A 23,688-nucleotide genomic window follows, 5' to 3' on the forward strand; every position below is an offset into this window, starting at 1 on the left:
GACCGGTGCGGGTCGTTGCCTGTCATGGGTCGAGTCCTTTGTTCAGGAGTTCTGGGAGAAGGCGGCCAGGTCCAGCTGCCAGCCGGGCCCGAGCCGACCGAGGTCGACCTGGAACCCGCGGCGGACGAACACGACCTCGTCCTGCTGGCTCAGCGGGGTGACGTACGCGTCCTCGGCCGCGTACTCCTGGATCGTGGAGGTCGCCGCGGTGCGGGTGGGCTGGTCGCTGGAGGTCAGGCCGCTGGTCATCATGGTGGCCACCGCCTTCGCGTGCGGGGCGCCGGTGACCTGGGTGTAGTCCTGCAGCCAGGCCCGCGGGGTCCAGGTCGCGGCCCGGGTGTCGACCAGCCACAGGTCGATGCCGGGACCGCCCGCCTTCACGGTCACCGTCGCCCCCTTGGTGGCCTCGATCGACCGGGCCAGCGCGGCGGCGAGGTCGGCGCCGTCGGGCATGGTCGGGTCGTACCCGAGGACCAGCTTGGTCGGCGTGGACGGCGCCTTGGCCGTCGGCCGGCCACCGGCCGGGTAGAGGCCCTCCCGGGAGCCGGTGATGCCGGTCGGCATGATGCTGGTCAGCGTACGGCGATCCGCGACGGCCGCATTGACGAAGGACCGGAGGGCCGCGTTGCCGGTGAGGGCGGAGCCACGGTCCCACTCCAGCCGGATCACCCGGGCGTCCTTGGCGACCACCGAGACGTACATCGACTGGTCGCCCTGGACCGTGGCGGTGTGGCGCTGCCGGGTGGTCGCCGCGGCGTCCAGCCCGCGCCAGGCGGCATCGACGTCGCCGGCGGTCATCGCGGTCTCGAGGTCGGCCGAGGAGGCGTACTCGCGAAGGACGACGCGGACGATGCTCGCCGGGGTACGGCCCTGGTAGCTGGTGTAGCGCGCGAACGTCCAGACGCCCTTGCCCGAGGCCATGTAGCGGTAGGGCCCCGAGCCGGAGGGGGTCGTCGACGCGTCGGCGACCCGGTCGGCCGGGTAGGCGGACGGGTCGACGATCGAGGCGGCCGGCGAGGCCAGGCCGTAGCCGATGTCGGTGTCCGGGTAGCGCAGCCGGAACCGCACCGTCTGGGGGTCGGGGGTCTCGATCGAGCTGATCGCGGCCAGTTGCGGGGCGCTCGAGCCGGGCACGTTCAGCCGGCGGGCCCGCTCGATCGAGTACTTCACATCGGTGGAGGTGACCGGTGCCCCGGAGTGGAACCGAAGACCGTCCAGCAGGGTGCAGGTGTAGATCGTGTCCTGCTCGAAGATGCAGTCGCGGGCGGCATCGGGCTTCAGCACGTCGTCGCCGGCCTGGGTGGTCATCAGCCGCTGGAAGACCGAGAACGCGACCGCCTGCGACGCCCCGGTCGTCATGGCCGCCGGATCGACGGTCGTGATCGCGTCGGTGGTGCCGACGGTGAAGTCCCGGTCCGGCCGTGGGGTCGGGGTGGGCGAGGGGCTGCCGGCCGCCTGCTGGCCACCGGGCACGGCCGGGGCCGGCGGGGCCGGCTGGGGCGTGCACCCGGACACCAGCAGGGCGCCGAGCGCCAGCGCCGCCGCGCCGACCCGAGCCTTCATACCCGTGCGTCCGTGGTCGCGGCCCCCCGCAGCGCGTACAGCGACGCCGGGGTGATGCCCTCGAGGGTACGGATCACGGTGCGTCGCGGCATCACCGGCAGCGGCACCAGGTTCGGGATGCCGACCACCCAGGCACCGGCGGCCTGGCCGGCGCGGGTGCCGGTCGGCGAGTCCTCCAGCACGATGCAGTCCCTCGCGTCCACCCCGAGCGCCGCGGCCGCCTGCAGGTACGGGTCGGGGGCCGGCTTGCCGGCGGTCACCTCGTTGCCCGGCACGATGACCTGGAAGGTGTCCTCGGGCAGGTGCTCCAGCACCGCCTCCAGCACCGGCCGCCACGAGGCGGACACCAGTGCGCAGGGCATGCCGTCGGCGCGCAGGCCGGCCAGCAGGTCCAGGGCCCCGGGGCGCCAGTTGATCTCGGGCAGGGCCCGGATCCTGGCGGTCACCCGGTCGACCATCCAGTGCACCACCCATTCGGCGGTCACGTCGTCGCGGCCGGAGACGGTCAGCATGTACCGGGCCGAGTCCAGCAGGTCGGAGCCGATCAGCTTCTCGGCGTGCTCGTCGTTCCACTCACCGCCGAGCAGCTCCATCATCTCGTACTCCGACCCGATCCAGATCGGTTCGGTGTCGGCGACGGTCCCGTCGAAGTCCCACAGGCACGCCGCCGGGCGGTGGTCGGAGCGCAGGTCGTCAGCGAGCATGTCGTCAGCGGGCATTGAAGTACTTCGCCTCGGGGTGGTGCACCACGAACGCATCGGTGGACTGCTCGGGGACGAGCTGGAACTCCTCGGAGAGCTCGACGCCGATCCGGTCGGCGGCCAGCAGTCGGGTGATCACCGCGCGCTCCTCCAGGTCCGGACAGGCACCGTACCCGAACGAGTAGCGCGACCCGCGGTAGGCCTGGTCGCGGAGCATCGCCTCGACGTCGGTACCCTGGTCGCCGAAACCGAGCTCGGTCCGGATCCGGGCGTGCAGCCACTCGGCCATCGCCTCGGCCAGCTGGACACCCAGGCCGTGCAGCTCCAGGTAGTCACGGTAGGCGTTCGCGGCGAAGAGCTCACCGGTCGCCTCCGACAGGGTCGAGCCCATCGTGACCAGCTGCAAGGGCAGCACGTCCGGCCCCTTCTCCTCGGCCAGCTTGCGGTCGCGGAAGAAGTCGGCGATGCACAGGAAGCGCGGACGCTGCTGGCGCGGGAACCAGAACCGGCCGATCTCGCGGTCCAGGTCCTCGGGCGTCTCCGGGTCGAGGATGACCACGTCGTCGCCGACCGAGTAGGCCGGGAAGTAGCCGTACACGGCGGCGGGCTCGGCCAGTCCGTCGGTTCGGATCCGGTCGAGCAGCTCGCGGATCCGCGGGCGGCCCTCGGTCTCGGCCAGCTCCTCGTACGAGGCACCGCCCCGTACGCCGCGCAGGCCCCACCGGCCCATCAGGGTGGCGCGCTCGTCGAGCCATTCGGTGATCTCGCGCATCGGGGTGCCCTTGACCACCCGGGTGCCCCAGAACGGCGGGGTCGGCACGTCGACGTCGTACGCCACGTCGGAGCGGGCCGGCACCTCGACCGCGGGCTCGTCGGGGCGGTCGACGGCCTTCACCCGGCGCTCGCGCGGTGCGGGCAGGGTCGCGCCGGGGACGCCGCGCCGGACCGCGACCATCTTCTCCATCAGCGACAGGCCCTCGAAGGCGTCCTTGGCGTACCGGACGTCGCCCTCGAAGAGGCCCTGCAGGTCCTGCTCCACGTACGAGCGGGTCAGCGCGGCGCCGCCGAGCATCACCGGGTACTTGCCGGCCAGGCCGCGGGAGTTGAGCTCCAGCAGGTTGTCCTTCATCACGACGGTGGACTTCACCAGCAGGCCGGACATGCCGATCACGTCGGCGTCGTTCTCCTCGGCCGCGTCGATGATGGCCTGCACCGGCTGCTTGATGCCCAGGTTGACCACGTCGTAGCCGTTGTTGGTCAGGATGATGTCGACCAGGTTCTTGCCGATGTCGTGCACGTCGCCCTTCACCGTGGCCAGCACGATCTTGCCCTTGCCGGCGCCCGCGGCGTCGGACTCCATGTGCGGCTCGAGGTAGGCGACGGCGGTCTTCATCGTCTCGGCGGCCTGCAGTACGAACGGCAGCTGCATCTGGCCCGAACCGAACAGGTCGCCGACGACCTTCATGCCGTCCAGCAGGAAGGTGTTGATGATGTCCAGCGGGGCGGTGTCGGCCATCGCCTCGTCCAGGTCGGCCTCGATGCCCTTCGACTCGCCGTCGACGATGCGCTGGGTGAGCCGCTCCCCGACCGGCAGCGCGGCGATCGCCGCGGCCCGCTCGGCCTTCTGGTCGGCGGTGGTGACCCCCTCGAACATCTCCAGGAACGTCGCCAGCGGGTCGTAGTCCTCTCGGCGCCGGTCGTAGATCATGTCGAGGGCGACCTGGCGCTGGTCGTCGGGGATCCGGTTCATCGGCATGATCTTCGCGGCGTGCACGATCGCGGAGTCCAGCCCCGCTTGGACCGCCTCGTGCAGGAACACCGAGTTGAGCACCACGCGGGCGGCCGGGGCGAGTCCGAACGACACGTTGGAGACACCCAGGGTGGTGTTCACCTCCGGGTAGAGGCGCTTGATCTCCTTGATCGCCTCGATCGTCTCGAGCGCGTCACGGCGCGTCTCCTCCTGGCCGGTGCCGATCGGGAAGGTCAGCGTGTCGACCAGGATGTCCCCCAGCCGCAGGCCCCAGTTGCCGGTCAGGTCCTCGATCAGCCGGGTCGCGACCCGGACCTTCCACTCGGCCGTCCGGGCCTGCCCCTCCTCGTCGATGGTGAGGGCCACCACGGCCGCACCGTGCTCCTTGACCATCGGCATCACCTTGGCCATCCGCGAGTCGGGGCCGTCCCCGTCCTCGTAGTTGACCGAGTTGATCACCGAGCGCCCGCCGAGCCGCTCCAGGCCGGCCTCGACCACGGGCGGCTCGGTGGAGTCCAGCACGATCGGCAGCGTGACGGCCGTGGCGAGCCGGAAGGCGAGGGTGTCCATGTCGGCGCGGCCGTCGCGGCCGACGTAGTCGATGCACAGGTCGAGCAGGTGGGCGCCGCCGCGGGACTGGGACTTGGCGATGTCGACGCACTCGTCCCAGTTCTCGGCCAGCATCGCCTCGCGGAAGGCCTTCGAGCCGTTCGCGTTGGTCCGCTCGCCGATCGCCAGGTAGGAGATGTCCTGGCGGAACGGCACGTCCGTGTACAGCGAGGAGGCGCTCGGCGGCGGGGTCACCTTGCGTACGTTGAGCGGGCGGCCCTGCACCCGGTCGACGACCTGGCGGATGTGCTCGGGCGTGGTGCCGCAGCAGCCGCCGACCAGGGCCAGGTTGTAGTCCCGGGTGTACTCGTCGAGGGCGTCGGCGAGCTGGACCGGCTGCAGCGGGTAGTGCGCGCCGTCGGAGGTCAGCTCGGGCAGGCCGGCGTTCGGCATGCAGCCGACCATGATGGTGGCGTTGTCGGCCAGGTGGTGCAGGTGCTCGCGCATCTCGGCCGGGCCGGTGGCGCAGTTCATCGAGATCATGTCGATGCCCAGCGGCTCCAGGGCGACCAGCGCCGCCCCGATGTCGGAGCCGACCAGCATCGCGCCCGTGGTCTCCACGGTGACCGACACGATGATCGGCAGGTCACGCCCGGCGGCGGCGAGGGCGCGCTTGGCGCCGATCACGGCGGCCTTGGCCTGCAGGATGTCCTGGGCGGTCTCGACCAGCACGCCGTCGATGCCGCCCTCGACCATCGCGCCGACCTGGACCTGGTAGGCGTCGCGCAGTTCGCGGAAGGTGACGTGGCCGAGCGTGGGCAGCTTGGTGCCGGGGCCGACGCTGCCGAGCACCCAGCGCGGCCGCTCGGGGGTGGCGTACGCGTCGGCGGCCTCGCGGGCCACCCGGGCGGCGGCGAGGGCGAGTTCGGCGATCCGGTCGGAGATGCCGTACTCCCCCAGCGCGGACAGGTTGGTGCCGAAGGTGTTGGTCTCCACGCAGTCAGAGCCGGCCTCGAAGTAGGCCGAGTGGATCTCGCGCAGGATGTCGGGGCGGGTCACCGACAGGATCTCGTTGCAGCCCTCGAAGCCCTCGAAGTCGTCCATGCCCAGGTCGTACTCCTGGAGCATGGTTCCCATCGCCCCATCGGCGACGACGACACGGCTGGACAGGGCGGTACGGAGATCAGAAGCAAACGGGGTCACAAGCCAACACTCTACGTGTTACTCCCAGAGCGGTACCCTCCCTCTCATGACGCCAGTCCCCACCGAACCCCTCCGCACCGCCCCCGTCGCCGTCGTGGCGTTCGGCGGCTGGGGCGATGCCGGTGACGCTGCGAGCGCGGTCGCCGACCACCTGATGCAGAGCTATCCGTCGGAGGACCTGCAGGACCTCGACTCCGAGGACTACTTCGACTACCAGGCCACCCGTCCGCAGAGCGCGATCGTCGATGACACCGGCACCCGCGAGGTCATATGGCCGGCGATCAGCATCGGCGTCGCCCACCTCCCGCAGGCGGACGTGCTCGTGGTCACCGGCCCCGAGCCGAACCTCCGCTGGCAGACCCTCAGCCGCCTCGTCGTCGAGGCCCTGCAGGAGGCCGGCGTGGAGCGGGTCGTCGTCCTCGGCTCGATGCTGGCCAACACCCCGCACTCGCGGCCCCTGCCGGTCTCCGGCTCGCCGCTCTCGGCCGAGGAGGCCCGCCGGCTGGGGGTCGAGGTCTCCGACTACGAGGGTCCGACCGGGATCACCGGGGTGGTCACGCACGCGCTGGTGGGTGCCGGGATCCGCACCACAGCGCTGTGGGTGGCCGTGCCGCACTACGTCTCCGAGTCCCCGCAGCCGAAGGCGTCACTGGCACTGGCCCGCCGACTCGAGGCGCTGCTCGACATCCGTGCCGACTGGAGCACCTTCGTGGCCGACGCGACCGCATGGGAGCGCGGGGTCGACGAGCTCGTCAGTGCCGACGAGGACATCGCCCAGTACGTGGCGATGCTCGAATCCGAGAAGGACGCCACCGAGGAGCCCGAGGCCAGCGGCGACGCGATCGCGGCCGAGTTCGAACGTTTCCTACGACGAAGGGATGACACGTGAGGGATGGGTTGGTCAGGCGGGTCGTCAGCGGACCGGTGAAGGGACTGCTCGACGTCGGCCCGCACGACCGGGCCCACGTGCCCGCCATCCGGGCCGGCGGCTCGATCTCCCTCCCCCTCCTGTTCGTCTGGTTCATCGGCCACCCCGAGCTGGCCCCGTTCGTCGCCTTCGGCGCGATGACGGGCATCTACGGGCGCAACGTGTCACGGCGGCACCGGGCAGCCATGCAGTCCCAGGCCGCGGTGTCCCTGGTGGTCGCGGTGGTCCTCGGCACGATCATCTCCCTCTACCCCGAGCGCGACTGGCTGCTGGTGGTCGCCGGGGCGACGTTCGCGGCGGTCGTCTCGGTCGCCGCCCACCTTCTGGCGTGGCGACCGCCGGGCCCGCTGTTCCAGCTCTTCGGCCTCGCCGTCTGCGCCAACACCGCCGGCAGCACCTGGCACACCGTCGGCATCGCCTTCCTGGTGTCCTCGGCCTCGGCGCTGTTCGCCATCCTGTTCAGCCTGATCGGCCGCCGGGAGACCAACCCCCGGCCCGCCCCCGGGCTACCCGGGCCACGGCAGGCCTGGGACCACTTCCGTTCGGATGCGACCATGCGCCACATCGTCCGGATGGGCGGCGCGACCCTGGTCACCGGCGCCCTCACCACCCTGATGGGCATCGGGCACCCGTACTGGGGCATGGTCGCCGCCGCCGCGCCCTTGGCCGCCCCGACGACGGGACGCCAGGTACAGCGTGGCCTGCACCGCATCATCGGTACCCTGGGCGGCCTGGTGATCGCTGCCCTCTGCCTGCTGTTCCTGCCCCAGGGACTGCCGATCATCATCGCCATCATCATCTTCCAGGCCGGCGCGGAGCTGTTCGTCATCCGCAACTACACCCTCGGCCTGCTGTCCATCACCCCGCTCGCCCTGCTGATGGGGCAACTGGTCCACCCGCAGCCGATCGGGACCGTGCTGTGGGACCGCGGCGTGGAGACCGCCGTCGGCGTCCTGGTGAGCGTCGCGTTCACCTTCCTCACGCACGCCGACGACGACTCCCCCGAGGCCGACGACGAGGAGTTCCTCGAGGCCGTCTCCCCTCGCTGAGGGGCGGTCGAGCCGGGCGTCAGCCGATGTTGCCGGCGATGTACGCCTTCAGCGCCGCCACGTCGACCGGCAGCTCCACCGTGTGCTGCTCCAGACCCGCGAGGTGGGCGTACGCCTCCGGGACCTCGGGATCGCGGCCCAGCGCCTCGCGGATGGTCTCGGCGAACTTCACCGGCTGGGCGGTCTCCAGCACAACCATCGGGACGCCGGGCTCCTGGAGCCGGCGGCCCACGCAGACGGCGTCGGCGGTGTGCGGGTCGATCACGATGCCGCGGTCCTCCCACACCTCGCGGATGGTCCGCAGCCGGTCGACGTGGGAGCTCTGGTCGGTCTGGAAGCCGTACCATTCCGAGCACTGCGCGAAGACCGGGTCGTCGGACAGGTCGAACTGGCCCAGCCGTACCAGCTTGGCGGCGAACAGGTCGAGCACCCGCTCCGGGTCGCGGCCGACCAGGTCGAAGACGAACCGCTCGAAGTTGGACGCCTTGGAGATGTCCATCGACGGGCTGGAGGTCTTGACCGTCTCCTCGGAACTGCGCGGCCGGTAGACGCCGGTGCGGAAGAACTCCTCCAGCACGTTGTTCTCGTTGGTCGCCAGCACCAGGTGCTTGATCGGCAGGCCCATCTGGCGGGCGATGTGGCCGGCGCAGATGTTGCCGAAGTTGCCGGTCGGCACGGCGAAGGAGACCTGCTCGTCGTTCGACGTCGTGGCCCGCAGGTAACCGGCCACGTAGTAGACCACCTGGGCGACCAGGCGCGCCCAGTTGATCGAGTTGACCGAGCCGATGTGCGCGTCGCGCTTGAAGTCGGCGTCGGCCGAGACGGCCTTGACCAGGTCCTGGCAGTCGTCGAAGACGCCCTCCACGACGATGTTGTGGATGTTCTCGTCGTCCAGGGTGTACATCTGGGCGCGCTGGAAGTCGCTCATCCGCCCCTTGGGGGACAGCATGAAGACCCGGATACCGGCCCGTCCACGCATCGCGTACTCGGCCGCCGAGCCGGTGTCGCCACTGGTGGCGCCGAGCACGTTGAGCTCCTGGCCGCGCCGGCCCAGCTCGTACTCGAACAGGGCACCGAGCAGCTGCATCGCCATGTCCTTGAACGCCAGCGTCGGGCCGTGCGAGAGGCCCTCCAGCAGCATCTCGTCACCGAGCGGGGTGAGCGAGACGATCTCGTCCTTGCCGTACACCTCGGCGGTGTACGTACGGTCGCAGATGGCGCGCAGGTCCTCGGCCGGGATGTCGTCGATGAACAGGCGCAGCACCTCGTACGCCAGTCCCGGGTAGCCCTGCTCGGCCAGGACCGTACGCCACTGCCCCAGCATCTCCGGGGTGAGGTGCGGGTACTCCTCGGGGAGGTAGAGCCCGCCGTCGGGGGCCAGGCCCTCGAGCAGGATGTCGGAGAAGCTGCGCGGCTCGGCGCCGCCGCGGGTGGAGATGTAGCGCATGTGGTCCTCTGGCGTCCGGTACAGGGTCAGTGGGCGTGGTTCTGGTGGAGCTCGGCGTCCCCGTGCTCGCGCAGGGCGCGGATCATCGCGTCCGGGTCGTCGGCGCCGTAGACGGCCGAACCGGCGACGAAGACGTCCGCACCGGCCGCGATCGCGATGTCGATGGTGCGCTCGGAGATCCCGCCGTCGACCTGGAGCGCGATCTCCAGGCCGGTGCCCCTGATCAGCTCACGGGTGCGCCGGACCTTCGGCATCATGATGTCCAAGAACGACTGGCCGCCGAAGCCGGGCTCGACGGTCATGATCAGGATCTTGTCGAACTCGCCCAGCAGGTCGGCGTACGGCTCGATCGGGGTGGCCGGCTTGATGCCGAGGGCCGCCTTGCAGCCCATGCTGCGCAACTCGCGGGCCAGCCGCACCGGGGCCGCCGCGGCCTCGACGTGGAAGCTGACCGACTCGGCGCCGGCCTCGGCGTACTCGGGCGCCCAGCGGTCCGGGTCGGTGATCATCAGGTGGATGTCCAGCTCGTGCGTGGTCCGCTTGCGGATCGCCTCCACGACCGGCAGCCCGATCGTCAGGTTGGGCACGAAGTGATTGTCCATCACGTCGATATGGATGGCGTCGGCACTGGGCACCGCCGCGATGTCGCGGTCGAGATTGGTGAAGTCGGCCGACAGGATGCTCGGAGTGATCTGGATTCCCACGCGGCAGAGTCTACTGTCAGCGGCTCATCCTACGATCGGGGCATGAGCGACAACGTGCAGCAGCCGGTGGCCCGGGTGGCCGTCGACATGCCGTTGCTGCACCTGGACCGGCTCTTCGACTACCGCGTCACGCCGGCGCAGGCCGAGTCGGCCCGCCCAGGCGTGCGGGTACGGGTGACGTTCGCGGGGCAGCACCGGGACGGCTTCGTGATCCAGCGGGTCGACGGCGACGACCTCGGTCCGGGCACCGCCCTGCACCAGCTGTCCGAGCTGGACAAGGTGGTCTCGCCCGAGCGGGTGCTGACCGCCGAGGTGACCGGGCTGGTGCGGGCGGTGGCCGACCACTGGGGCGGCTCCTTCGCCGACGTCGTGCGGCTGGCCGTGCCGCCGCGGCATGCCGCGGCGGAGGCGGCCGAGCCGGTGCACCGCCCTGCGCTCGACGCGCGCCGGGCGCTCGGCGTGCCGCACCCGTTCGGCTCCTACCCGGCTGGCGAAGCGTTCCTGGACGCGGTGCGCAACGGTGGGGCGCCGCGCGCGTTCTGGCAGGTGGCCCCGACCCGCCATCCGCTGGGTGACTGGGCGTCCGGCCTGGTCGCCGGGGCGGCGGCCGCCGTCGCCGCCGGGCGCGGCGCGGTGCTGGTGGTGCCCGACGCCCGGGACCTGGAGCGGCTCGCCGCGGCCTGCCGAGTGGCGTTCGCCGAGAGCGGCTTCGTCACCCTCACCTCCGAGCTCGGGCCGGCGGCGCGCTACCGCAACTTCCTCGCCGTCTCCCGGGGCCAGGCCAGGGTGGTGATCGGCACCCGGGGCGCGGTCTGGGCGCCGGTGGAGGACCTCGGCTTCCTGGGCGTCTGGGACGAGGGCAACGACCTGCTCGCCGAGCCGCGGGCGCCCTACCCGCACGTCCGCGAGGTGGCCGCGCTGCGGGCCCAGCTGGCCGGTGCGGCCCTGGTCCTCGCCGGGTACGGGCGCAGTACCGAGGCGGAGGCGCTGCTGGAGCGCGGCTGGCTGCACCCGGTCGCCCTGGCCGGCCGCGACCAGCGGGAGGTCTCCCCCGTCGTCCGGACCCCACGCGACCGACCGGACCAGGCCGGCCGGATCCCGCACGACGCGTTCGACACGATCCGCGCCGGGCTCGTCACCGGGCCGGTGCTGGTCCAGGTCCCGCGGGGCGGCTACCAGGTCGTGGTGGTCTGCCAGGACTGTCGTACGCCCGCCACCTGCCGGGACTGCGGCGGCCCGCTGCACGGGCGCGAGGACGGGCTGATCTGCGGCCTGTGCGGGTCGCGCAACGAGGGCTGGGCCTGCACCGAGTGCGGTGGCACCCGCTGGCGTACGCCGGTGGTCGGGGTGGAGCGCACCGCCGAGGAGCTCGGCCGGGCCTTCCCTCAGGTGCCGGTGCGCCAGTCCCACGCCGGGCACATCCTCGAGGCGGTCGACGAGAAGTCCGCCCTGGTGCTGGCGACCCCGGGGGCCGAGCCGGACGCCGAGACGGGCTACGCGGCCGCGGTGCTGCTGGATGGTGCCAGCCTGCTGCTGCGCGCGGACCTGCGGGCCCCCGAGGAGGCGCTGCGGCGCTGGCTGCACGTGTGCGCCCTCGTACGACCCGCCGTCGAGGGCGGGTCGGTGCTGGCGGTGGCGCCGGCCGACCACCCCGCCGTCCAGGCCTTGGTGCGGCTGGACCCGGCCGGCCTGGCCGCACGGGAACTGGAGGACCGGCGCGAGGCCGGCTTCCCGCCGGCGATGCGCCTGGTCGTGGTCGAGGGCGACCAGGTCGGGGTCGAGGGCGTCTCGGCCCAGCTGCCGCTGCCGGAGGGGGTCGAGGCCTGGGGGCCGGCACCGGTGCTGGAGGCCGACGGGTCGCTGGGCGAGACCTGGCGGTTGACCTTGCGGGCCCCGCTGCCGGTCGGCGCCGCGGCGGTGCAGGCCGTGCGGGACGTCCAGGCGGTGCGGACCGCCCACAAGGACCCCGGGTCGGTGCGGATCAGGGTCGACCCGGAGCGGATCGGGTGACGTTAGACTCGGCAGGTGCGTCTTGTCTTTGCCGGTACCCCCGATGTCGCCGTCCCCAGCCTGGAGGCGCTCGTCGCCTCCCGGCACGAGGTGGTGGGGGTGGTCACCCGACCCGATGCCCGGCGTGGCCGTGGCAAGTCGCTGAGCCCCAGTCCGGTCGCCGCGCGCGCCGCCGAACTGGGCCTTCCCGTCCTCAAGCCCGAGCACCCGCGCGACCCGCAGTTCCAGGACGCCCTGCGCGCCCTGGCTCCCGACTGCTGCCCGGTGGTGGCGTACGGTGCGCTGCTGCCGACGCCGGTCCTGGACATCCCGACGTACGGCTGGATCAACCTGCACTTCTCCCTGCTGCCCGCCTATCGGGGGGCGGCGCCGGTGCAGTCGGCGATCCTGCACGGTGAGTCCGAGACCGGCGCGGTCACCTTCCTGATCGTGCCGGCCCTCGACGCCGGGCCGGTCTGCGGTGAGATCCGCACCCCGATCGGTGCGCGCGAGACCGCCGGCGACCTGCTCACCCGGCTCGCCTCGAGCGGCGCACAACTGTTGGTGGAGACGATGGACCGGATCGAGGACGGCACCGCCGAGTTCGTCGAGCAGCCGGCCGAGGGCGGGACGTACGCCGCCAAGATCGAGGTCGAGGACGCCCACGTCGACTGGGGCGCCCCGGTCGACGTGATCGACCGCGTGGTCCGTGCCTGCACCCCGGCCCCCGGCGCGTGGACGACGCTGGACGGCCAGAAGTTCCGCCTGCACGAGGTGCTGCCGACGGACACCCCCTCCACCGATCCGGGACGGGTCGACCAGGAGGGTCGTCGCCTCTTCGTGCACACCGGCACCGGCCGGCTCGAGCTGCTGCGCGTCCAGCCCGCCGGGAAGAAGGCGATGGAGGCTGCCGCCTGGGCCAACGGCCTGCACACCGACACGATCCGGTTCGGACGATGAGCGCCGGGCGCACGAGTGGTGGGCGGGGTGCGCGCGGTCCGCGACGGCCGGTCGACCAGGCCCGGCGGGCGGCGTACGACGCGCTGCGCTCGGTGCACGCCGCCGGGGCGTACGCCAACCTGGCGCTCGGGGAGATCCTGGACCGCCGGCACCTCGACGACCGCGACGCCGCCCTCGCCACCGAACTCGTGGCGGGTACCTGCCGGCTCGAGGGCACGTACGACGCAGTGCTGGAGGCCGCGGCCGGGCGCCCGCTGTCGTCGCTGCAGCCGGCGGTCGTCGACGTGCTGCGGCTGGGAGCCCACCAGGTGCTGTCGATGCGTACCCCCACCCGGGCCGCGGTGGACAGCGCGGTGGACCTGGCCCGTTCGGCGATCGGGGAACGGGTCACCGGCCTGGTGAACGCCGTGCTGCGCAAGGTGGCCGCCCAGGACCTGGACGGCTGGCTGGACCAGCTGGCCGCCGGGCGCACCGGCACCGCCGAACTCGCGGTGCGGACCCACCATCCGCTGTGGATCGCCCAGGCGTACGTCGACGTGCTCGGGGACGAGGCGGTCGAGGCGCTGCAGGCCGACAACGTCGCTGCGCGCCCGACCCTGGTGGTGCGTCCCGGCCTGGCCGAACGCGACGAGCTGGTCGATGCCGGGGCCGTCGCCACGATCTACTCCCCCTACGGGGCGGTGCTGGAGGGCAACCCGGCGGACGTGGCAGCAGTCCGCGAGGGACGCGCCGGCGTCCAGGACGAGGGCTCGCAGCTGGTCGCGCTCGCGCTGTTCCGGGTCGAGGCCCCGGCCGGCCGGTGGCTGGACATGTGTGCCGGCCCGGGCGGCAAGGCGGCGCTGCTGGCCGGACTGGCCCGGGATCGGGGCGAGGACCTGCTGGCATCGGAACTGCAGGAGCATCGGGCGGCCCTGGTTGCCCAGAGCCTGCGCGGGTACGACCCGCCGATCGGCGTGCTGTGTGCGGACGGAACCCGCCCGGCCTGGGCGGCGCAGGCCTTCACCCGGGTGATGCTCGACGCGCCGTGTACCGGACTGGGCGCGCTGCGTCGCCGCCCGGAGTCGCGCTGGCGCCACAGCCCCGAGGACGTGGACGAGCTCGCACCGCTGCAGGCACAACTGCTGGTCTCCGCGATCCGGTCGACCGCCCCGGGGGGCGTGGTGGCGTACGTGACGTGCTCGCCGCACGAGGCCGAGACCGAGGACGTCGTGCAGGCGGTCGTCGAGGAGACCGGCGTCGAGTTGCTGGACGCGCCGGCGCTGCTGCCGGAGGTGCCGGATTGCGGGCGCCGGGACCCGTGGGGCGGCGAGCGGTTCGTCCAGTTGTGGCCGCACCGGCACCGGACCGATGCGATGTTCCTGGCGCTGCTACGGGTCCGCTGAGGGCCTTCGCGAGAGTCGGTGGCCGACCAGCGCCTCAAGGTCACTGGTGTACTGCGACCAGCGGCGGGTGCCGTCGCGCGAGACCGTGTAGCGACGGCCGATCGGCGTACGCCATAGTCGGACACCGCCCAAGGTGGTGAGGCGGAAGCCGGCGTGGGTCTTGGCCCGGTGAACCGGGCGCGTCAGAGGCCCGAGGTTCGTGATCCGGGTCTGCCCGGGGCGGCCACGAACGTACGGGCGGCAGTGGTCGGCGTCGAGGCCACGGGAGCGGCGGACCGACCACGGGAACACCTCCACCGGCTCGGTGAGGTTCAGCTGCTCGCGCATGGCCGGGGGGACCTCGTACGCATCGACGGCGGTGGTGTCGCGACAGTCGATCACCTGCGTGAGCCGGACCTTGCTGTCGGCCAGGAGCTCGCGGAGCCGGTCGAGCAGGATCGCCCCGCCGCCCTCGACCCGGGCCAGGTCGTCGGGGCCGAGGTGGGCTGCGTTCGCGTGGACGTACAGCGGGGTGGGCGGCGCGAGCCGATCCAGGTCCGTGGTCGGCAGCAGGTCGGCGACCTCCCGGAGCGCTTCGGGCGCCGACCAGGGCGCCCGCATCCCGGCATCGGGGTCGCCCTCCCCCGCCGGTCCGGGCGCGGCCGCAGCGGCGGCCCCGGCCAGCAGCGCGACGGCCCGTGCGGGGGTGGCCATCACGCCGAGGGCCCGCGCATCCCGCTCGCCCTGGGAGCGGGTGTCACCCAGATCGGCGAGGATGCCGGAGAGCCGCTCGACCATCGCACGGACGTGGATCGCGTCGGCGGCGGGCAGCCGGGCGAAGAGCATTCGGGTGCCCGAGGTGTCCTGCCGGCCGAGCCGCACGAAGCGTTGCCGCCGGGCGGCCTCCTCGCGCCGGCGCTGGGCCTGCGGGTCGGCGCGGATGATCTCCGCCTCGACCAGGGCCACGCCGCGACCGAACGACAGTGCCGGCAGTCGCTCGGCCACGGCGTCGTCGACCGCCCGGGCCTGGTCCCTGCGCAGGCCCGCCGCCGCGCACAGGGCGGCGGCCCGGCGCGCGAGACCGACCCTGACCCGTCCGGCCAGCACGGCCTGCCAGGTGCGCGGGTGCCGGTGCCGCAGGTCCAGGGTGTCGGACACCAGCCGCCGGGCGCTATAGGGGGTCAACCCGAGCAGCGGCCCGACCTCCAGATGGAGGAACTCGGGGATCCGAGGGGTCCCGTCCGCGCCTCCGGGAACGAGTCGGGCCTGCCCGGGCACCGGGGGCCCGGTCGGAGCGGGCGCGGTGTCGCACAGGTGGGCGATCAGGACCAGTTCGCGGGCCTCGGCAGCGGTCCGCAGCGAGCAAAGGGCCGACAGCTGGTCACAGGTCGCGGCATCGGACCCCGGCGGAGGCGCGGACGGGTCGACCCAGGCCAGGGTGTCCCCCACGGGTCCCTGCCAGCGGCTGTGGTCACCGTCCCCGGTCGTACCTGTCATGACGACAACGCTAGGAGTGCCCACAGACATTTTTCCGAACCCACGGTTCGGACCGGAACAGGCCCAGGAGGGGCAGGCGGTTCAGTCCGCGCGCTGGGCCAGGACGGCGTCGCAGATCCGGTGCGCGACGACCTGCTTGGAGCCGGTGGCCTCGGCGACGATGCGGTCCCGGTCGATGACCACGACGCTGGTCCGGGCCTGGCCGAAGACCTTGCCACCGCTGACGTCATTGCAGACCAGCAGGTCGGCGCCCTTGCGGGCCAGCTTGGCGGTGCCCAGCTCCAGCAGGTGCTCCCTGCTGTCGGCGGTCTCCGCCGCGAACCCGACGATGGTCTGGCCCTCGTGCCGCGAGGCCGCCAGGGTCGCGAGGACGTCGGTGGTCTGGACGAGGTCGAGGGAGAGCCCGGCGTCGCCGACCTTCTTGATCTTGTGCCCGGCAGCCGCGGCGACGGTGAAGTCGGCGGGGGCGGCGGCCATCACGACCACGTCGGCCTGCGGTGACAGTTCGGCCATAGTGGCGGCCAGGTCACCGGTCGAGGAGACGCGGCGTACGGATACCCCGGCGGGCGGCTCGTGGTCCATGTGTGCGCCGACCAGGATGACCTCTGCGCCGCGCAGGCGGGCGGCCCGGGCGATGCCGATGCCCATCAGGCCGGAGGAATGGTTGCCCAGGTAGCGGACCGGGTCGATCTGCTCCTGCGTCCCGCCGGCGGAGACGACGACGCGGAGTCCGGCCATGTCCTGTGCCGCGGCGCCCGGGGCCAGCCCGGGTTCCTCGACCACCGCCTCGGCGACAGCGCGGATGTCGACCGGGTCGGGCAAGCGCCCCGGGCCGGTGTCAGCACCGGTGAGCCGGCCGGAGTCCGGGTCCACCACGACGACGCCGCGGCTGCGCAGCGTCGCCACATTCGCCTGGGTGGCCGCGTGCAGCCACATCTCGGTGTGCATCGCAGGGAACATCACCACCGGGCAGTGCGCGGTGAGCAGGATGTTCGTGAGCAGGTCGTCGGCACGCCCGGTCGCGGCGCGCGCCATCAGGTCGGCGGTCGCGGGGGCGACGAGGACCAGGTCGGCGTGCTGCCCGATCCGTACGTGCGGGACCTCGTGGACGTCGTCCCAGACCTGCGTCGAGACGGGATGGCCGGACAGGGCCTCCCAGGTGGCGGCGCCGACGAAATTCAGCGCATTCGCGGTGGGGACGACGCGGACGTCATGTCCGGAGTCCCGGAGCCGTCGGAGCACCTCGCAAGCCTTGTAGGCCGCGATTCCTCCGGCGACCCCGAGCACCACTCGGGCCATGGTCCGGGTCAGTCCTGCTTCTCGTCGGGCTGCTCGTTGAGGGGCTCGCTGCCGGGCAGGTCGAAACCGTCACCCATGTCGAGGCCGTCGCCGAAGTCGTACGACCCGAAGTCGCCCTCGAGGAAGTCCTCGCCGAAGGCGGCCTGCTGGGCAGCGGCCTCGGCCTCGGGATCGATCTGGGTGTACTCGAGCAGGCCTTCGTTGATCTCGCGCATGGCGATCGACAGAGGCTTCTCCTGGATCTCGGTCTCGACCAGCGGGCCGACGTTCTCCAGCAGGCCACCGCCGAGCTGTGCGTAGTAGGCGTTGATCTGCCGGGCGCGCTTGGCGGCGAACAGGACCAAGCGGTACTTGGAGTCCACCTTCGTCAGCAGGTCGTCGATCGGGGGGTTCGTGATCCCCGGGGGCGTGGATTCGTTAGTCAAGATCAGCCTTCTGCAACCTAGGGGCGTGGCACTGACGGTGTCACAGACCAGACAACTCTACCAGCTTGTTCACCGTTTGCCCCAACTCGTCGTTCACGACAACGGTGTCGAACTCGTCCTGGGCCGCCAACTCCTCTTCGGCGGTCCGCAGCCGGCGGGCCTGCTCCTCGGGGGACTCGGTGCCGCGGCCGCGGAGCCGGCGAACCAACTCCTCGCGGCTCGGGGGCGCCAGGAAGATGAGGTACGCGCTGGGCCAGGACGCCTTGATCTGCCGGGCACCCTGCAGGTCGATCTCCAGGATGACCGTGTGGCCGGCCGCGACGGCCTCCTCCACGGGGCGCCGCGGCGTGCCGTAGCGGGCCGCGCCATGTACCGTGGCCCACTCGAGCAGTCCGCCGTTGTCGACCAGATCGTCGAACTCCTCATCGCTGAGGAACCAGTAGTGCACGCCGTTGACCTCACCGGGGCGGGACGGCCGCGTGGTCGCGGAGACCGAGACGTACGCCTCCGGGTGCAGCCGACGCAGGTGCGCCATGACCGTTCCCTTGCCGACCGCCGTCGGTCCCGAGAGGACGACGACCCGACCGGGGGATTCGGTCACGAGAACTCCTTCTTCAGCGCATCGATCTGGTGGCGACCCAGTCCGCGCAACCTCCTTCCCGGAGAGATGGCGAACCGTTCCATGAGTACCTCGGCCCGCTTGGGGCCGATCCGCGGGACAGACTTCAGCAGGTCCACGACGCGGATGTGAGCGATGATATCGTTCTCGGCCGCCAGGTCGAGCACGTCCCCGACCGTGAACTGCCGGGTCCGGACCTTCTCCTTGACGGCTGCGCGCTCCCGGCGCGCGCCAGCGGCAGCGGCCCGGGCCGCATGCAGCTGCTCCTCGCTCAAGGGTGGGATGGGCACTGCGGGCCCCCTTCCGGGCCGGATGTCCCGTGCCTCACGGGGGCATCCTCAGCCCATGGTCATGACATTCAGACGTGCTGCCTGGCGCAGCTCATCGGCGTCAGGCCCCTGCCCCATCACACCACGGCTCGTCGTCGGGAGCACATTGCCTAGTGAAGTGCCGAAAATTGTGGGGAGGTCGTCCAACTTTCCGCCCTGGGCACCGATTCCCGGAGCCAGGATCGACCCGTTGAAGGCGTCCAGGTCGATTCCAGTATCGACCCGGGTGGCCCCCACCACCAGCCCGACCGGCCCCGGAATCCCGCCCGCTCCGGAGGCGCCGGCGGCGACGTTGGTCGCTGTCGCGGCGTCGACGATCTGCTGGGCGACCGGTCGACCGTCCGCGCCGGCGGCGAGCTGGACGTGGTCCCCCTCCGGGTTGGAGGTCCGAGCCAGCACGTACACGCCCCGGCCGTTCGCGATGGCCAGGTCGATCGCCGGCTGCAGCGAGCCGTAGCCCAGGTAGGGGCTCAGGGTGATCGCGTCCGCGGCCAGCGGGGCGTCGTCGAGCAGGTAGGCGCGCGCGTAGCCGGCCATCGTCGAGCCGATGTCGCCGCGCTTGACGTCCAGCAGCGACAGCGCGCCGGCGGCCCGGATGTCGGCGAGGGTCCGCTCCAGCACGGCGATGCCGGCCGAGCCGTACTCCTCGAACAGCGCCGACTGCGGCTTGAACACCGCCACGGTCGCGCCGAGGGCCTCGACCATGCCGCGGGCGCAGGACTCCAGCCCGGCGACCGTACGCTCCAGCCCCCAGGCGTCCAGCATCGAGGGGTGCGGGTCGATCCCGACGCAGAGGCGACCGCGGGCGGCCGTCACCTCGGCCAGTCGTGCGCCGTAGGGGATGTGCGGCATGGTGCCTCCTGCGTCAGAGCCGATTGATGTCGCGGACCAGGCCGGGCCCGTGGTAGATGAAGCCGGTGTACAGCTGGACCAGCGCGGCGCCGGCATCCAGCATCGCGCGGGCATCGTCGGCGGTCATGATCCCGCCGACCCCGACCACCGGAAGGCGGGTGTGCGAGGTGACGTACGAGACGACCTCGCGGGCCCGGGCGGTCAACGGGGCGCCGGACAGGCCGCCCGCCTCGGTGGCCAGCGGCCGGTCCTCGAACGCCAGGCCGTCACGGCCGAGGGTGGTGTTGGTGGCGATCACGCCGGCCGCGCCGGCCGACTCGCACACCGCCAGCGCCTCGTCGATCGCCGACCACTCCAGGTCCGGGGCGATCTTCACGAAGATCGGGACCGGGCCGAGGACGGACTGTGGCGAGGCGGCCGCCCGGGCAGCGGCTTCCCCCACCAGCGTCCGGACCAGCACCGACAGCTCGCCGGCACCCTGCAAGGAGCGCAGGCCCGGGGTGTTGGGGCTGGAGACGTTGATCGCCAGGTAGTCGGCCATGTGCGCCAGGCGACGCAGCGAGGCCAGGTAGTCGTCGACCGCGTCCTCCAGTGCCACCGCCTTGGTCTTGCCGATCGACACCCCGATCGGCAGGCCGGCGGCGAGGTTGCCGCGGCGCACGCCGTGCTGCTCCAGCCGAGCGGCCATCGCGGCGGAGCCGTCGTTGTTGAAGCCCATCCGGTTGATCACACCGTGCGAGGACTTCAGCCGGAACATCCGCGGCGGCGGGTTGCCGGGCTGGGGGTGGCCGGTCACGGTGCCGAACTCCACGTGCGAGAAGCCGAGGTGGGCCCAGGCCTTCAGGGCCCGGGCGTTCTTGTCCATCCCCGCGGCCAGGCCGACGGGGCCGTCGAAGCGGATGCCGGCCACCTCCACCGGCTGCCCGGTGCTGCCGAACGCCAGGTCCAGCACGGCCCGACGCGCGGGGGTGCGGCCCCACCAGGCGAGCCAGTCCAGGGTCGTCTCGTGCGCGACCTCGGGGTCCCCGCCGCCGAGGCGGAACAGGGTCGGCCGGCCGACGCCGTCATAGACGGCGTCGACCAGAGGGCCCGGCAGGTGCAGGTCCATCTCAGGCGTTCCCGGCGTGCTCGGCGACGATCCCCTTGGTGATCGCCTCCCACTCCTGCAGGGAGCGCACGGAAACCTCGCCGCTGCGCATCGCCTCGATGCCGAGGACTGCGGCGGACAGGCCCTGGCTGGTGGTCACCGAGGGCACGTTGTGCAGCACCGCGGCCGTCCGGATCTCCCAGCCGTCCCTGCGCGGCTGCGAACCGGCCTGGACCGAGCCGTGCGGGGTGTTGAAGATCAGGTCGACCTCGCCATCGTTGATCTGGTCGACGATGGTCGGCTCGCCGTTCGGGCCGCGGCCCTCGCTGGCCTTGCGGACCTCGACCACCTCGACGCCGTGGCGCCGCAGGACCGAGGCGGTGCCGCCGGTCGCCATGATCCGGAAGCCCATGTCGGCCAGGTGCTTGATCGGGAACACCATGTTGCGCTTGTCCCGGTTGGCCGCCGACACGAAGATCGTGCCGCTGGTCGGCAGCGACCCGTACGTGGCGATCTGGCCCTTGGCGAACGAGGTACCGAAGTCGTCGTCGAGGCCCATCACCTCACCGGTCGACTTCATCTCCGGACCGAGCAGGGTGTCGACGAACTGGCCCTCCTTGGTGCGGAACCGGTTGAAGGGCAGCACCGCCTCCTTCAGCGCGATCGGCAGGCCAGGCCAGATCGCGGCGCCGTCGGTCTCGGCCCGCAGCATGCCGGAGGCCCGCAGGTCGGCGATCGACTCGCCGAGCATGATCCGGGCGGCCGCCTTGGCCAGTTGGGTGCCGGTCGCCTTCGAGACGAAGGGCACCGTACGCGAGGCGCGCGGGTTGGCCTCCAGCACGTACAGGGTGGTGCCCTGCAGGGCGTACTGGATGTTGATCAGGCCGCGGACGCCGACACCCTCGGCGATCGCCCGGGTGGACCGGCGGATCTCGTCGATGACCTCCTGGCCGAGGGTGGCCGGGGGCAGCGAGCAGGCCGAGTCGCCGGAGTGCACGCCGGCCGCCTCGATGTGCTCCATCACGCCGCCGAGGTAGATGTCGGTGCCGTCGAAGAGCGCGTCGACGTCGATCTCGGTCGCATCGTCGAGGAAGCGGTCGATCAGGACCGGGTGCTGGGGGGAGACCGAGGCGTTGCGGATGATGTAGTCGCCGAGTGCCTCCTCGCTGTCCACGATCTCCATCCCGCGGCCGCCGAGGACGTACGAGGGACGGACCATCACCGGGTAGCCGATCCCCGCGGCGACCTTGCGCGCCTCCTCGAAGGAGTACGCGGTGCCGTACTTGGGGGCCCGCTGGCCGGCCTCCTCCAGCACCGCGCCGAAGGCGCCGCGCTCCTCGGCCAGGTCGATCGACTCCGGGCTGGTGCCCACGATCGGCACGCCGGCGTCCTTGAGGTCCTGGGCCATCTTCAGCGGGGTCTGCCCGCCGAGCTGGACGATCACCCCGGCGACCGGGCCGGCCAGTGCCTCGGCGTGGTAGATCTCCAGCACGTCCTCGAGCGTCAGCGGCTCGAAGTAGAGCCGGTCGGAGGTGTCGTAGTCGGTGGAGACGGTCTCCGGGTTGCAGTTGACCATGATGGTCTCGTAGCCGGCCTCGTGCAGGGTCATCGAGGCATGCACGCACGAGTAGTCGAACTCGATGCCCTGTCCGATCCGGTTCGGGCCCGAGCCGAGGATGATCACCGCCTCCTTCTCGCGCGGGGCCACCTCGCTCTCGGCGCCGTCCAGCTCGTAGGACGAGTACAGGTACGGGGTGCGGGCGGCGAACTCGGCGGCACAGGTGTCGACCGTCTTGTAGGACGGGCGGATGCCCAGGGCCCAGCGCACGCCGGCGACGACGTCGGTCCGCAGGCCGCGGATGTCGCCGATCTGGGCGTCGGAGAGTCCGTGGTGCTTGGCGTACAGCAGCAGCTCGGGGGTCAGCTCGGGGGCCTGGCGCAGCTCCTCGACGACCTCGGTGACGAGCACCAGCTGGTCGATGAACCACGGGTCGATCTTCGTCGCGTCGAAGACCTGCTGCGGAGTGGCACCCGCGCGCAGGGCCCGGTAGACGTCGTTGATCCGGCCGTCGTGGGGCCGGGCCGCGGAGGTCAGCAGCTCCTCGACGGTCTGGGTGATCTCGCCGGCCACGTCCAGCGGCGCGGTCGGGTCCTCCATCGAGCGCAGGGCCTTGCCCAGGGCCTCGGTGAAGTTGCGGCCGATCGCCATCACCTCGCCGACCGCCTTCATGTGCGTGGTCAGCGTGTCGTCGGCGGAGGGGAACTTCTCGAACGCGAACCGCGGGACCTTGACCACGACGTAGTCCAGGGTCGGCTCGAAGGAGGCCGGGGTCTCGGCGGTGATGTCGTTGGGGATCTCGTCCAGGGTGTAGCCGACGGCGACCTTGGCGGCGATCTTGGCGATCGGGAAGCCGGTGGCCTTCGAGGCCAGCGCCGAGGAGCGCGACACGCGCGGGTTCATCTCGATCACGACCATCCGGCCGTCCTCGGGGTTGATCGCGAACTGGATGTTGCAGCCGCCAGTGTCGACACCGACCGCGCGGATGATGGCGATACCGACGTCGCGCATGTGCTGGTACTCGCGGTCGGTCAGCGTGATCGCCGGGGCGACGGTGATCGAGTCGCCGGTGTGTACGCCGACCGGGTCGAAGTTCTCGATCGAGCAGACCACGACCACGTTGTCGGCGTGGTCGCGCATGACCTCGAGCTCGTACTCCTTCCAGCCCATGATCGACTCCTCGATCAGCACCTCGGTGGTGGGGCTGGCGTCCAGGCCGGCGCCGGCGATCCGGTGCAGGTCCTCCTCGTCGTACGCGAAGCCGGAGCCGAGGCCGCCCATCGTGAAGGAGGGGCGGACGACGACCGGGTAGGTGAGCTCCTCGGCGGCGGCCAGGCACTCGTCCATGGTGTGGCAGATGAACGAGCGGGCGGACTCGGCCTTCGGGCCGGGCACGTCCAGGGCAGCGACGATCTGCTTGAACTGCTCGCGGTCCTCACCGCGCTGGATCGCCTCGACCGAGGCACCGATCAGCTCGACGCCGTACTTCTCCAGCACGCCGTTGTTGTACAGCGCGACGGCGGTGTTCAGGGCGGTCTGCCCGCCCAGGGTCGGCAGCAGCGCGTCGGGGCGCTCCTTGGCGATCACCTTCTCGACGAACTCGGGGGTGATCGGCTCCAGGTAGGTCGCGTCGGCGAACTCCGGGTCGGTCATGATCGTGGCCGGGTTGGAGTTGACCAGGATGACCCGGTAGCCCTCCTCGCGCAGCACCCGGCAGGCCTGCGTGCCGGAGTAGTCGAACTCGCAGGCCTGACCGATGACGATCGGGCCCGAGCCGATGACGAGGATGGATTCGATGTCGGTGCGGCGTCCCATATC

Annotated in this window: 18 protein-coding genes; 5 read left to right on the forward strand and 13 right to left on the reverse strand. The window is 71.9% G+C overall.

The features are described from left to right. Positions 1 to 42 precede the first annotated feature (42 nt). From GA0111570_RS13780 to metH, 3 genes are read right to left on the reverse strand one after another with little or no spacing between them, the layout of a single operon-like run. Positions 43 to 1,563: an ABC transporter substrate-binding protein gene (locus GA0111570_RS13780; protein ID WP_092612460.1), complete on the reverse strand. Its 1,521-nt coding sequence runs from the start codon at positions 1,561 to 1,563 to the stop codon at positions 43 to 45. Further along, positions 1,560 to 2,282 carry an HAD family hydrolase gene (locus tag GA0111570_RS13785; RefSeq protein WP_092612463.1) on the reverse strand — a complete coding sequence of 241 codons (723 nt, stop codon included), beginning with the start codon at positions 2,280 to 2,282 and terminating at the stop codon, positions 1,560 to 1,562. The genes GA0111570_RS13780 and GA0111570_RS13785 overlap by 4 nt, the downstream gene beginning before the upstream one ends. Further along, entirely contained in the window at positions 2,272 to 5,766 is a 3,495-nt protein-coding gene (gene metH, locus GA0111570_RS13790; protein ID WP_281245215.1) for a methionine synthase, read from the reverse strand. The genes GA0111570_RS13785 and metH overlap by 11 nt, the downstream gene beginning before the upstream one ends. 46 nt (positions 5,767 to 5,812) lie before the next feature. Here metH and GA0111570_RS13795 point away from each other — a divergent pair, with 46 nt between their 5' ends. Together GA0111570_RS13795 and GA0111570_RS13800 are read left to right on the forward strand one after the other, a co-directional pair. Next, entirely contained in the window at positions 5,813 to 6,655 is an 843-nt protein-coding gene (locus GA0111570_RS13795; RefSeq protein WP_092612469.1) for a PAC2 family protein, read from the forward strand. Further along, positions 6,652 to 7,743, forward strand: coding sequence for an FUSC family protein (locus GA0111570_RS13800; RefSeq protein WP_139283257.1), 1,092 nt, complete (start codon positions 6,652 to 6,654; stop codon positions 7,741 to 7,743). The genes GA0111570_RS13795 and GA0111570_RS13800 overlap by 4 nt, the downstream gene beginning before the upstream one ends. Positions 7,744 to 7,762: 19 nt before the next feature. Here GA0111570_RS13800 and thrC read toward each other — a convergent pair whose 3' ends face one another. Continuing rightward, complete coding sequence (gene thrC, locus GA0111570_RS13805) at positions 7,763 to 9,190, reverse strand: threonine synthase (RefSeq protein WP_092612474.1); 1,428 nt, start codon at positions 9,188 to 9,190, stop codon at positions 7,763 to 7,765. 26 nt (positions 9,191 to 9,216) lie between these two features. Then, on the reverse strand, positions 9,217 to 9,894 hold the full coding sequence (gene rpe / locus GA0111570_RS13810) for a ribulose-phosphate 3-epimerase (protein WP_092612477.1): 678 nt from the start codon (positions 9,892 to 9,894) through the stop codon (positions 9,217 to 9,219). 42 nt (positions 9,895 to 9,936) lie between these two features. Between rpe and GA0111570_RS18285 the strand changes: the two genes are divergently transcribed. The 3 genes from GA0111570_RS18285 to GA0111570_RS13825 are packed head-to-tail and all read left to right on the forward strand — an operon-like array spanning position 9,937 to position 14,225. Continuing rightward, positions 9,937 to 11,904 carry a primosomal protein N' family DNA-binding protein gene (locus GA0111570_RS18285; protein WP_092612480.1) on the forward strand — a complete coding sequence of 656 codons (1,968 nt, stop codon included), beginning with the start codon at positions 9,937 to 9,939 and terminating at the stop codon, positions 11,902 to 11,904. 15 nt (positions 11,905 to 11,919) lie between these two features. Further along, on the forward strand, positions 11,920 to 12,843 hold the full coding sequence (gene fmt / locus GA0111570_RS13820) for a methionyl-tRNA formyltransferase (protein WP_092612483.1): 924 nt from the start codon (positions 11,920 to 11,922) through the stop codon (positions 12,841 to 12,843). Beyond that, on the forward strand, positions 12,840 to 14,225 hold the full coding sequence (locus GA0111570_RS13825; RefSeq protein ID WP_092612486.1) for an RsmB/NOP family class I SAM-dependent RNA methyltransferase: 1,386 nt from the start codon (positions 12,840 to 12,842) through the stop codon (positions 14,223 to 14,225). The genes fmt and GA0111570_RS13825 overlap by 4 nt, the downstream gene beginning before the upstream one ends. Here the strand turns inward: GA0111570_RS13825 and GA0111570_RS13830 are convergent. The 8 genes from GA0111570_RS13830 to carB form a co-directional block, all read right to left on the reverse strand. After that, positions 14,211 to 15,701 carry an HNH endonuclease gene (locus tag GA0111570_RS13830; RefSeq protein ID WP_092612489.1) on the reverse strand — a complete coding sequence of 497 codons (1,491 nt, stop codon included), beginning with the start codon at positions 15,699 to 15,701 and terminating at the stop codon, positions 14,211 to 14,213. The genes GA0111570_RS13825 and GA0111570_RS13830 overlap by 15 nt on opposite strands. Positions 15,702 to 15,782: 81 nt before the next feature. Then, on the reverse strand, positions 15,783 to 17,000 hold the full coding sequence (gene coaBC, locus GA0111570_RS13835) for a bifunctional phosphopantothenoylcysteine decarboxylase/phosphopantothenate--cysteine ligase CoaBC (protein WP_092612492.1): 1,218 nt from the start codon (positions 16,998 to 17,000) through the stop codon (positions 15,783 to 15,785). 8 nt (positions 17,001 to 17,008) lie between these two features. Next, positions 17,009 to 17,425 (reverse strand): DNA-directed RNA polymerase subunit omega, encoded by a 417-nt coding sequence (gene rpoZ, locus GA0111570_RS13840; RefSeq protein ID WP_092612495.1) that lies wholly within the window; start codon positions 17,423 to 17,425, stop codon positions 17,009 to 17,011. Between the two features lie 40 nt (positions 17,426 to 17,465). After that, positions 17,466 to 17,960, reverse strand: coding sequence for a guanylate kinase (gmk, locus tag GA0111570_RS13845; protein ID WP_245703221.1), 495 nt, complete (start codon positions 17,958 to 17,960; stop codon positions 17,466 to 17,468). A gap of 62 nt (positions 17,961 to 18,022) precedes the next feature. Then, positions 18,023 to 18,334, reverse strand: a complete 312-nt coding sequence (gene mihF / locus GA0111570_RS13850) for an integration host factor, actinobacterial type (protein ID WP_092612501.1) — start codon at positions 18,332 to 18,334, stop codon at positions 18,023 to 18,025. A 48-nt stretch (positions 18,335 to 18,382) separates the two neighbouring features. Further along, on the reverse strand, positions 18,383 to 19,225 hold the full coding sequence (gene pyrF, locus GA0111570_RS13855; RefSeq protein ID WP_092612504.1) for an orotidine-5'-phosphate decarboxylase: 843 nt from the start codon (positions 19,223 to 19,225) through the stop codon (positions 18,383 to 18,385). Positions 19,226 to 19,238: 13 nt separating this feature from the next. Next, complete coding sequence (locus GA0111570_RS13860) at positions 19,239 to 20,333, reverse strand: quinone-dependent dihydroorotate dehydrogenase (RefSeq protein WP_092612507.1); 1,095 nt, start codon at positions 20,331 to 20,333, stop codon at positions 19,239 to 19,241. A gap of 1 nt (position 20,334) precedes the next feature. Beyond that, positions 20,335 to 23,685, reverse strand: a complete 3,351-nt coding sequence (gene carB, locus GA0111570_RS13865; protein ID WP_092612510.1) for a carbamoyl-phosphate synthase large subunit — start codon at positions 23,683 to 23,685, stop codon at positions 20,335 to 20,337. Positions 23,686 to 23,688 lie beyond the last annotated feature (3 nt).

The sequence above is a fragment of the Raineyella antarctica genome, from assembly GCF_900092135.1.
Lineage (GTDB): Bacteria > Actinomycetota > Actinomycetes > Propionibacteriales > Propionibacteriaceae > Raineyella > Raineyella antarctica.